Here is a 10,438-nt window from a genome sequence, read left to right as displayed (position 1 = left end):
TGGCGATTGTGGTGTACGCCACAGACGGAACAGGGGGCACACGAGAATGAACCAGCAACAGCCGGATGAGCAGGGCTTTCTGGACGACCTGGGCCTTTCGGGCGAACAGGGCGCCCCGGCCGCGCAGGGCCCGGCCGACGCGGTCGGCGAGCTCTGGCGGGAGCAGCACGGGAACGTCCGCGGCGTCTGGGAACAGGCCCTCGGGCACCGGGAGTTCGGCGACGACGAGAGCTTCTTCACGGTGGGCGGCCACTCCCTGCTCGCCGCCCGGGTCGTCGCCCGGATCAACCGCGGGGCGCCGGTCCGGATCACCGTCCGCGACCTCTTCGACCACCCCACCGTGGGCGGCCTGACCGACCTGCTCGCGGCCCGGGCGGCCGCCGTCGCCTGAGCCGGGCCGCCGGGGCCGGGGCCGGGGTAGGGGCGGGGGGCGGGGGAAACCGCAGGGTGCCGCCCTACGGTAGGGTCCCGGCCTCGAGAGGGGTCGGGATCCGCTCCGGTATGCCGCGGCGGCCAGGTTTGGCCGGATCCGACCAGCGTGGCGGGGCCGGGCGGCGGACCCGGCCACCGACCCTGTGCAGCCGGAAGGCCGTGCTCGGACGGGTCCCCCCGCGAGAGCAAAATGGCCCAAAGCTAGCATGTACGCATCGCCTAGCTCGAAAGATGGACCTGTGACTGTCAACGAAGACGTGTTCACGAACTGGATGAACCGCGAGGAGATCGCGGAGTCGATGATTCCGATCATCGGGAGACTGCACCGCGAGAGGGACGTCACGGTCCTGCTGCACAGCCGCTCCTTGGTGAACAAGTCGGTGGTCAGCATTCTCAAGACCCACCGGTTCGCTCGCCAGATCGCCGGGGAGGAGCTCTCGGTCACCGAGACGCTGCCGTTCCTGCAGGCGCTCACCGCTCTTGATCTCGGCCCTTCCCAGATCGACATCGGCATGCTCGCCGCGACCTACAAGGCCGACGACCGCGGCCTCTCGGTGGAGGACTTCACCGCGGAGGCGGTCTCCGGCGCGACCGGCCCCAACAAGCTGGAGCGCCAGGAGTCGCGCGACGTCGTCCTGTACGGCTTCGGCCGGATCGGCCGGCTCCTGGCCCGCCTGCTCATCGAGAAGGCCGGCTCGGGCAACGGCCTGCGGCTGCGTGCCATCGTCGTCCGCAACAGCGGTGGCGAGGACCTGGTCAAGCGCGCCTCGCTGCTGCGCCGGGACTCCATCCACGGCCAGTTCCAGGGCACGATCACCGTGGACGAGTCGAGCAACAAGATCATCGCCAACGGTCACGAGATCACGGTGATCTACTCCGACGACCCGACGACGGTGGACTACACCGAGTACGGGATCAAGAACGCCATCCTGATCGACAACACCGGCCGGTGGCGCGACCGCGAGGGCCTCTCGAAGCACCTCCGCCCCGGTGTCGCCAAGGTCGTCCTGACCGCGCCGGGCAAGGGTGACGTCCCCAACATCGTGCACGGGGTCAACCACGACACGATCAAGCCGGACGAGCAGATCCTGTCCTGCGCCTCCTGCACCACCAACGCGATCGTCCCGCCGCTGAAGGCGATGGCGGACGAGTACGGCGTCCTGCGCGGCCACGTGGAGACCGTCCACTCGTTCACCAACGACCAGAACCTGCTGGACAACTACCACAGCTCGGACCGCCGTGGCCGTTCGGCGCCGCTGAACATGGTCATCACCGAGACCGGTGCCGCCTCCGCCGTCGCGAAGGCGCTGCCCGACCTCGAGGCGAAGATCACCGGTAGCTCGATCCGCGTCCCGGTGCCGGACGTCTCGATCGCGATCCTGAACCTGCAGCTCGCGCGTGAGACCAACCGCGAGGAGGTCCTCGACTACCTGCGCAACGTGTCGCTGACCTCGCCGCTCAAGCGCCAGATCGACTTCATCAGCGCTCCCGACGCGGTGTCGAGCGACTTCATCGGCTCGCGCCACGCGTCGATCGTCGATGCCGGTGCCACCAAGGTCGAGGGCGACAACGCGATCCTCTACCTGTGGTACGACAACGAGTTCGGCTACTCCTGCCAGGTGATCCGGGTCGTCCAGCACGTCTCCGGTGTCGAGTACCCGACCTACCCGGCTCCGGCGCTCTGACCTCGGTCCAGACAAGCCCCTGCTTCTCCGACCTGCAAAGGCGCAGGTCACCGGGCCGCCCCCGCACATGTGCGGGGGCGGCTCCGCCGTCGGCGCGGAATTTGGGCGCGGTGCTCAGCGCACCTGGGCCGTCACCGTACGGCCCGGGGCGACCGTCTGGGTGACGTAGGTGTACGTCACCCCGTCCACCACCTTGGTCCGCGCCCGGCGCGGCACGCCGTCGACCTCGACGGTGGCGTGGACGCCGGGGAAGCGGGCCTCCCAGGTGTAGGCGGACCCGCCGGACACGTTGGTCAGGGTCGACCTGGTGGCCCCGTCGTGGCGCAGTGAGAAGGCCTCGCCGCCGATCCGGAGGTCGTCGATCTTCAGCCAGTCCATGCCGGAGGGCAGCCGGGACTGGGTGGTGAGGGTGCGCCCGGGGGCGTCGGGGGCGACGCCCATCAGGCCCTCGACGGTCTGGCCGAGCAGCGTGAAGGACACCTCGGGGTAGTCGCCGTTGGTGCCCTGCGCGGCGTTGACGTGCTGGACGTCCTTCTGGTCGTAGACGTGCTGCATCCACTTCCAGGCGGTGTCGTTGCGGTTGTTCCTGAAGAAGGTGTCGGGCAGGTAGGTGAGCGCCTCGATGTTGGAGGGCTGTCCGTCGCCCGAGGCCTGCTGGTCGATGAAGTCGAGGTAGGCGTCCAGCCGGGCGCCGGGCTCGATGATCTGCTTCAGCGGCATGAACCAGCTGTTCTCCATGCCCCAGCCGGTCAGCGCCCGCCCGTCGGTGGTGTAGCCGCGCACCATGTCCGCGCCCGAGCCGGTTCCGCTCCAGGTGGAGTTGAAGTAGGCCTTGAGGTCCCGGGCCTTCTTGTCGTAGGTGTCGGCGAGCGTGCAGTCGCCCTTGGCGCGGGCGAGCGAGGCCATCGCCAGGTAGGCCTGGTACTGGGAGCCGATCGCGTCGCCGGCCTCGGCGAGCGGCTCGCCGCTCTGCTCGTTGTAGCTGGCGGTGCCCTGGAAGATGCCCTTGCCGGTGCCCTCGGCGACCTTCACGGCGCCGTTGCCCTTGAGGCCGTCGTGCAGGTCGACGAACTCGTTCGTGGCGTGGCGGTAGAAGTCCCACAGGGCCTGGTCCTCGACGTACGAGCGGTCGCCGCTCCACCGGTAGGCCTCGGCGGCCTTCTGCACCAGCTCGAAGGTGGCGGGGACCTCACGGACGAAGCTGGCGGGGCTGCGGTAGTCGATCGAGAGGTAGGTGGTGGTGTCGAAGTTCACCGCCCACACCGGGTAGTACGCGTGCTCCGCGGTGGCGGAGGCGGCGTACGAGCGGAGCATGGACTTGTTCGCGGCGCTCAGGCCGAGGACGCCGGCGCCGGCCAGCTGGTGGGCGAAGTCGCGGGAGTAGTAGCCGCTGCGGTTGGCGTAGCCGGCCCAGTAGGAGGCGCCGTAGGTGCCCGTCCCGGTGCCGCTGGTGTTGCGCTCGTCGACGTTGAGCGGACCGGAGACGCCCGGCAGCTGGACCCAGCTGTTGGCCTTGCGCTTGGACCAGTCGAACATCTCGACGATCCGCGGGTCCGAGGAGCTGACCCGGGGGTCGGCGGGTGAGGAGGGCGAGACCATCAGGTCGTCGGCGTTGATCCAGGCGTCGCCCGACTCGAAGGCGATCTCCAGCCTGTCGCCCCGGGCGAGGGTGATCCGGCTGAGCGTGTAGCGCCGGTAGTTGGCGGCGGCGGGCAGCTCCTGGGAGGCGGCGACCACGCCGTTGACCCGGGCGACGTAGCGGCCGCCCGCGCCGCCGGTGGCGACCCAGGCCGAGATGTCGTACGTCCCGCGGCCGGTGGCCGTCACGGTCTGGGAGACCTTCTTCCCGGCGCCGTCGTCCAGGTAGACCAGCTTCCTGCCGCCGTGCGGGTAGTTGGTGGCGACGCCGGTTCCGGCGGTGAACTGCCAGCCGGCGTCGCCCTGTTCGAAGCCGGGGTTGACGACGGTGAGCGGTGCCGGGGTGGCGGCCCCGGCGCGCGGGTCACCGGGTCGGTCGGGTGCGGCGACCGCGGCCGGGGCGCCGAGGACGAGCGGCGCGAGCAGCGCGCAGGCGGTCAGCAGCGACAAGCGGGAACGTTTCATCGGGTTTCTCCCGGGCTGTGGGGAAGCGGCCGGTCTTCGTCGACCAGGGCCGGGGCACGCTAACAAGCCAGCCCGAAGACTTGCAATGGATCTGACAGAATTTTCTGCCGGGTCGAACTGAAAGTTTTCATCTGAGTCTTGCAAGTTTAAAGAACGCGTTGTTAGAGTCCCGGCTCGTCAGGGTCCGCAACAGCGTGCGAGCAGGGTGGAAACAGTCATGGAGCTGGAACGTCGAAGAGTTCTGCAGATCGGCGGCGCGATCGCGGCCGGGGCCGGCCTCACCGGTCTCACGGCCTGTTCGGGCGGCAGCGGCAGCGGTACGTCCGGGGCGGCCGGCGACCGCGACAAGGGCAAGATCACGGTCTGGTCCTGGCAGGGGCCGGCGGCCGAGATGAAGGCCCTCCTGCCGGAGTTCAACAAGAAGTACCCGGACATCGCGGTCACCGTCGAGGACATCGGCAACCCGGCGATCTGGGACAAGATCACCACGGCGATGGCGGCGGGCGGCCAGGGCCTCGCCGACGTCCTGCACATCGGTGTCGACTACCTCCCGGGCTACGTCGAGAAGTTCCCGAACAGCCTCGCGGACCTGCGCGCCTTCGGTGCCGACAGCTACCGGGACGCCTTCGCCCAGGGCATGTGGCAGACCGTCTCGCCGCGCGGCGAGCGGATCAACGCGCTCCCCTGGGAGGCGAACTCGGGCGGCTTCTACTACCGCGCCGACCTCTTCGAGCAGGCCGGCGTCGACGCCGACGCGCTGCAGACCTGGGACGAGGCGATCGAGGCCGGCAAGAAGATCAAGGAGAAGACCGGCGCCTACCTGCTCGGCATCGACAAGCCCGCCTCGCAGCCGGACGCCGCCAACTTCTTCCAGATGCTGCTCCAGCTCCAGGGAGCCTTCTACTTCAACCTCGACGGGGAGATCACCCTCGACTCCCCGGAGGCCGTCCGGGCCATGACGCTCATCAAGACGATGAACGACGCCGAGCTGGTCAGCGACCTCGCCGGCGGCTGGAACGCCCTGATGAGCTCCATCAAGAAGGGCACCGCGGCCGTCCTGCCGTGGCCCACCTGGTTCGGCGGCATCATCGAGGAGCAGGTGCCCGAGGAGGCCGGCAAGTGGAAGGTCCGCCTCCCGCCGGCCGTGCGCCGGGGCGGGGCCACCGCCGCCACCGTGAACTCCACCCACCTCGCGGTCGCGGGCAGCAGCAAGCACCAGGCCGCCGCCTGGAGCTTCGTCGAGTTCGTCCTGACCCGCCCGGCCTCGCAGGTCAGCATCTACAAGGGCAAGGGCATCGCGCCGGCCCTGATCAAGGCCTACGACGACTCGGTCTTCCACGAGCCGTCGGCGTTCTTCAGCGGCCAGAAGAAGGGCGAGATCTTCCTGGAGGCGCTCAAGGCGCCCTCGCCCGCGTTCAACTACACCGCCGACTACGCCCGCGCGCTCAAGGTCGTCACCGACGCCCAGTCCAAGGTCCTGCTCAAGGGCGCCGACCCCGCGAAGGTCCTCAAGGAGGCCGCCGACCAGCTCGGGAAGCAGACCGGACGCAAGGTCGTCCGATGACCGCGACACTCCTCGGCGGGAAGGCGTCCGCGCCTCCCGCCACCGGGGGCGCGGCCCGCCGGCCGCGCCCCCCGCGGGGGCGGCGGCTCGCCCCCTACCTCTTCGTGCTGCCCGCACTGCTGCTCTTCGCCGGGTTCAAGCTCTACCCGATCGGCTGGTCCTTCGTCCTCAGCCTCCACCGGACGGTCGGCGGCGTGGACACCTTCGTCGGCGCCGACAACTACGCCCGGCTGATCGACGACCCGCTGTTCTGGACCGCCCTGAAGAACACCGCGGTCATCCTCGCCGTCCAGGTGCCGGTGATGCTGGCGCTCGCCACCGGCCTCGCGGTCGCGCTCAACTCCACGCTGCTGCGCGGCCGGACCGTCTTCCGGCTCGGGTTCTTCCTGCCGATGGTCACCGGCCTGGTGGCCTACGGGATCATCTTCTCGGTGCTGCTCAACCAGGAGTACGGCCTGGTCAACTGGCTGCTCGGGCTGACCGGCATCGACGCCGTGCCGTGGCTGACCGACCCGCTCTGGGCGAAGATCTCCCTCGGCCTGGCGCTGAGCTGGCACTACACCGGCTACAACGCGGTGATCCTGCTCTCCCGGCTGCAGACCGTCCCGACCGAGCTGTACGACGCCGCGGCCGTCGACGGGGCCGGCGCCTGGAAGTCCTTCGTCCACGTCACCCTGCCGGGCCTGCGGCCCGCGCTGCTGCTCACCACGGTGCTCTCCACCATCGGCACCCTGCAGATCTTCGACGAGCCGTACATCCTCACCGGCGGCGGTCCGGACAACGCGACCCTGACCATCGGTGTGTACCTGTACCAGACCGCCTTCAAGTTCTTCGACTTCGGCTACGCGTCGGCCATCGCCTACGCCCTCGCCGTGCTGATCGGGATCCTCGGCGTCATCCAGTTCCGCGTCCTGGGGGACAAGTCGTGACCACACGTCAACGCGGCAGGGGCATCCTGCTCACCTCCGGCCTGGCCATCGTGCTCGCCGTCGTCGGACTCCCCTTCTACTGGCTGGTGGTCGCCTCCACGCACAGCTCGCGGGAGATCTTCGACAGCCCGCCGCCGATGCTGCCCGGCGGACACCTCCTGGACAACCTGAACACCCTCCAGGAGTCCGCGCAGTTCGGCCGGGTCGTGCTCAACTCGCTGCTGATCGCCGCCGTCTACACCCTCTGCGCGGGCACCGTCTGCACGCTCGCCGGCTACGGCTTCGCCAAGTACCGCTTCCGCGGCCGCGAGGCGGTCTTCGGGCTGCTGATGCTCGGGCTGGTGATCCCCGCCCAGGTCACGCTCGTCCCGCTGTTCCGGATGATGACCGACCTGGAGTGGCTGAACACCTACCAGGCCGTGATCATGCCCAACCTGGCGCTGCCCTTCGGGATCTTCCTGATGCGCCAGTCGATGGGCGCGCTCCCGGACGAGCTGCTCGACTCCGGCCGGATGGACGGCTGCGGCGAACTGCGGCTGTTCCTGCGGGTGGCGCTGCCGCCGATGAAGCCCGCGCTCGCGGCGCTGGCGATCTTCCTCTTCCTGTACCAGTGGAACGACTTCCTCTGGCCGCTGCTCGTCCTGCGCGACGGCGGCTCGTTCACCATCCCGGTGGCCCTCGCCTCGCTGCAGGGCCTCGACGAGACCGACTACGGCGCGATCCTCGCCGGCACCTCGATCGCCGCGCTGCCGATGGCCGCCGTCTTCCTGGCGCTTCAGCGCCACTTCGTTTCCGGCCTGCTCGCCGGCGCTGTCAAGGAGTGAACGTGCAGAGTCAGACTGTGAAGACCGGCGAGGCCGTGACGACCGCGGGGCTCCCGCAGGCCCCCTGGGAGCCGCTGCTCGACGGGGTGTCGATCGCCCTGCTCGCCGCGGCCCCCGGCACCCGGGCGGCCTGGACGCTCGGCGAAGCGGCCGACGGGCTGCGCATCCTGGAGGTGCGGGCCGAGGGCTCCCCGGTCGAGGTCCGCTTCTCCGTGCCGCTCGGCGACGCCGTCGGCTACTGGCACCCCCAGGGCGGTTGGCGGCGCACCCTGCTCGCCGACTGGGAGGGCCAGGCCAACGTCTCGCTGGTCGCCGGGCACGCCGCGGGCTGCCTGTACGACCAGTCCGGCGCCACCATGCTGGCCTTCGCGGCGACCGACCCCGTCCCGGAGACGGCGGTCCGCTTCGGGGTGTCGGAGGAGGACGACACCCACGTCGTGCACCTGAGCCTGCCCGCCTCCGCGCAGCCGCACCGGCTGCTGCTGGTCCCGCGGGCGCCGTCGGTGGCCACCGCGATGCGGCTGCTGCGCGGCTGGTTCGCCCGCTCGATCACCTCGATGAAGGTGCCCGACTCGGCCCGTACCCCGGTCTACTCGACCTGGTACGCCTTCAACCAGAACGTCACCGCGCAGGCCGTCGAGACCCAGGCCGAGCTGGCCGCCGGGCTCGGCTGCGGGGTGCTGATCCTCGACGACGGATGGCAGGAGCAGGGCCACGGGCGCGGCTACGCGGGGTGCGGGGACTGGCGGCCCGACCGGGCCAAGTTCCCCGACTTCGCCGGGCACGTGGCGCGCGTCCAGGCGGCCGGGCTGCGGTACATGGCGTGGATCGCGCCGTTGCTGCTCGGCCCCGACGCCGAGTGCTTCGCCGACTGGGCCCCCTTCGCCCCCACCCCCGCCAGCGTGCCGGGCGCGTACGTCCTCGACCCGCGCCGGCCCGAGGTGCGGCGGCACATCGTCGACCAACTGGCCGGCCTGGTCCGCGAGTCGGGCCTCGACGGGCTGAAGGTCGACTTCCTCGACCAGGCCATGGTGTACGCGGGCGACGGCGCGGGGGACGTCGGCCAGGCCATGATCACGCTGCTGACGGAGCTCCGGGACGCCCTGGAGGCCGCCCGCCCCGACCTGCTGATGGAGCTGCGCCAGCCCTATGTCGGCCCCGGCATGGCGCCGTTCGGCAACATGCTGCGGTCCTTCGACTGCCCGGCGGACGCGCCCGCCAACCGGGTGCGCACCCTCGACACCTCGCTGCTCGCCGTCGGCGGGGCCGTCCACTCCGACATGCTGCTGTGGTCCCCGGACGCACCCGTCGAGGCGGTGGCCCGCCAACTGATCGGGGCCCTGCACTCGGTGCCGCAGATCTCGGTCCGGCTCGACCGGATCCCGCAGGCGCACCGCGACGCGATCGCGTTCTGGCTGCGGCAGTGGCAGCGGCACAGCGACCTGCTGCTGGACGGCGAGGTCGAGCCCGGCCGCCCCGACGAGTTGTACCCGCTGGTGCGGGCGACCGCGGGCGACCGCGCGCTGCTGAGCGTGCACGGCGACCTGGTGGTGCCGCTGGACCTCGCCGCCCACCGCCAGGTCCAGTTGGTCAACGGCTCGGCCCGGGACCGCGTGGTGGTGGAGGTGCACGGCGGCGGGGGCTGGGTCCAGGGCGTGATCCACGGCCCCGACGGCCGTATCATGGAGGGCTCGCTGGAGTTCATGCCGGACGGTCCCCGATCGTTGGCCGTCCCCCGTGGAGGCCTGGCAACGCTCACCATCACGGAAGGACCACGATGAAGGTCGGGATCACCGACGTGGCAGCCCGCGCGGGAGTCAGCGAGGCGACTGTCAGCCGGGTGATCAACCGGCGCCAGGGTGTCTCGAAGAAGACCCGGGACGCCGTCGAACTGGCCATGGCCGAGCTCGGCTACGAACGCCAGACCCAAGGTCAACTCGTCGCCGTGATAACCGAGTTCGTTTCGAACCCGTTCTTCGCCGATGTCGCGGAGCGGATCGAGTCGGCGCTCGCGCCGCACGGGCTGAAGACGGTGCTCTGCCCGGCCTTCCCCGGCGGGGTGCAGGAGCGGGACTTCATCGCCGCGCTGGTGGAGAAGGGGATCGCGGCGGTCGTCTTCCTCTCCGCCTCCAACACCGTCGACGGCGCGGACCTGGAGACGTACGAGCTGCTGCGCCAGCGCCGGGTGCCGTTCGTCGGGATCAACGGCGAGTTCGCGGACGGCGTGCCCACCCCGGTCTTCTCCACCGACGACGCGCTCGCCGCCGAGCAGGCGGTCGACCACCTCCACCGCCTGGGGCACCGGCGGATCGGGATGGCCTCCGGACCGGCCGGCAACCACCCCGCGGACCGGCGGGTGCAGGGCTTCCTGGACGCGATGGCCCGGCGGGGGATCGACGGCGCCGAGGACTGGGTGATCCGCCAGTCCTACACGGTGGAGGGCGGCCAGGCCGCGGTCGGCCCGCTGCTCGCCCGCGGGGCCACCGCCATCGTCGCGGCCAGCGACTACATGGCCCTGGGCGCGATCCGCGGCATCCGCCGCCAGGGCCGCACCGTCCCGGGCGACGTCTCGGTGGTCGGCTACGACGGCTCGGCCATCACCGAGTTCACCGACCCCCCGCTGACCACCGTCCGCCAGCCGGCCGACCGGCTGGCGCTGGAGGTGGGCCGCAGCATCCTGGCGCTCGTCAGCAACCGGGACGTGCCGACCGGCGAGCTGCTCTTCGACCCCGAGCTGGTCATCCGCTCCTCGACCGGACCGGCCCCGGCCGCGGACCGGGCCTGAGCGCACTCCACCACGACGGCCCGCCGGTCCATCCGGCGGGCCGTTCGGCTGCCCGGGCTGCTTCGAGGGTGCTCCGGGGTGCCCGAGGTGTCGCTGAGAGCTCCCTGAGGAGTGCC

The 10,438-nt window shown here is 70.8% G+C and carries 8 protein-coding genes; 7 read left to right on the top strand and 1 reads right to left on the bottom strand.

Annotated elements, in window-relative coordinates:
* Window positions 1-46: 46 nt before the first annotated feature.
* Window positions 47-391, top strand: coding sequence for an acyl carrier protein (locus ACFVVX_RS31905; RefSeq protein WP_387950733.1), 345 nt, complete (start codon window positions 47-49; stop codon window positions 389-391).
* A 280-nt stretch (window positions 392-671) separates the two neighbouring features.
* On the top strand, window positions 672-2,117 hold the full coding sequence (locus tag ACFVVX_RS31900; RefSeq protein WP_387950731.1) for a glyceraldehyde-3-phosphate dehydrogenase: 1,446 nt from the start codon (window positions 672-674) through the stop codon (window positions 2,115-2,117).
* Window positions 2,118-2,231: 114 nt separating this feature from the next.
* Here the strand turns inward: ACFVVX_RS31900 and ACFVVX_RS31895 are convergent, their stop codons facing one another.
* The gene (locus ACFVVX_RS31895; RefSeq protein WP_387950729.1) at window positions 2,232-4,220 is read right to left on the bottom strand and encodes a hypothetical protein; all 1,989 of its coding nucleotides are present in this window, start codon (window positions 4,218-4,220) and stop codon (window positions 2,232-2,234) included.
* Between the two features lie 217 nt (window positions 4,221-4,437).
* On the opposite strand from ACFVVX_RS31895, the gene ACFVVX_RS31890 reads away from it, so the two are divergent.
* From ACFVVX_RS31890 to ACFVVX_RS31870, 5 genes are read left to right on the top strand one after another with little or no spacing between them, the layout of a single operon-like run.
* Window positions 4,438-5,784: an ABC transporter substrate-binding protein gene (locus tag ACFVVX_RS31890; RefSeq protein ID WP_387950728.1), complete on the top strand. Its 1,347-nt coding sequence runs from the start codon at window positions 4,438-4,440 to the stop codon at window positions 5,782-5,784.
* On the top strand, window positions 5,781-6,713 hold the full coding sequence (locus ACFVVX_RS31885) for a carbohydrate ABC transporter permease (protein ID WP_387950727.1): 933 nt from the start codon (window positions 5,781-5,783) through the stop codon (window positions 6,711-6,713). The genes ACFVVX_RS31890 and ACFVVX_RS31885 overlap by 4 nt, the downstream gene beginning before the upstream one ends.
* A complete protein-coding gene (locus tag ACFVVX_RS31880; RefSeq protein WP_387950725.1) occupies window positions 6,710-7,537 on the top strand; it encodes a carbohydrate ABC transporter permease in 828 nt (275 codons plus the stop codon). The genes ACFVVX_RS31885 and ACFVVX_RS31880 overlap by 4 nt, the downstream gene beginning before the upstream one ends.
* A 2-nt stretch (window positions 7,538-7,539) precedes the next feature.
* Complete coding sequence (locus tag ACFVVX_RS31875) at window positions 7,540-9,318, top strand: glycoside hydrolase family 36 protein (RefSeq protein ID WP_387950724.1); 1,779 nt, start codon at window positions 7,540-7,542, stop codon at window positions 9,316-9,318.
* Window positions 9,315-10,322: a LacI family DNA-binding transcriptional regulator gene (locus ACFVVX_RS31870; protein ID WP_387950723.1), complete on the top strand. Its 1,008-nt coding sequence runs from the start codon at window positions 9,315-9,317 to the stop codon at window positions 10,320-10,322. The genes ACFVVX_RS31875 and ACFVVX_RS31870 overlap by 4 nt, the downstream gene beginning before the upstream one ends.
* Window positions 10,323-10,438 lie beyond the last annotated feature (116 nt).

Origin of the sequence: Kitasatospora sp. NPDC058170, assembly GCF_042883905.1 — a bacterium.
Lineage (GTDB): Bacteria > Actinomycetota > Actinomycetes > Streptomycetales > Streptomycetaceae > Kitasatospora.
This window is presented reverse-complemented; position numbering and strand designations above follow the sequence as displayed.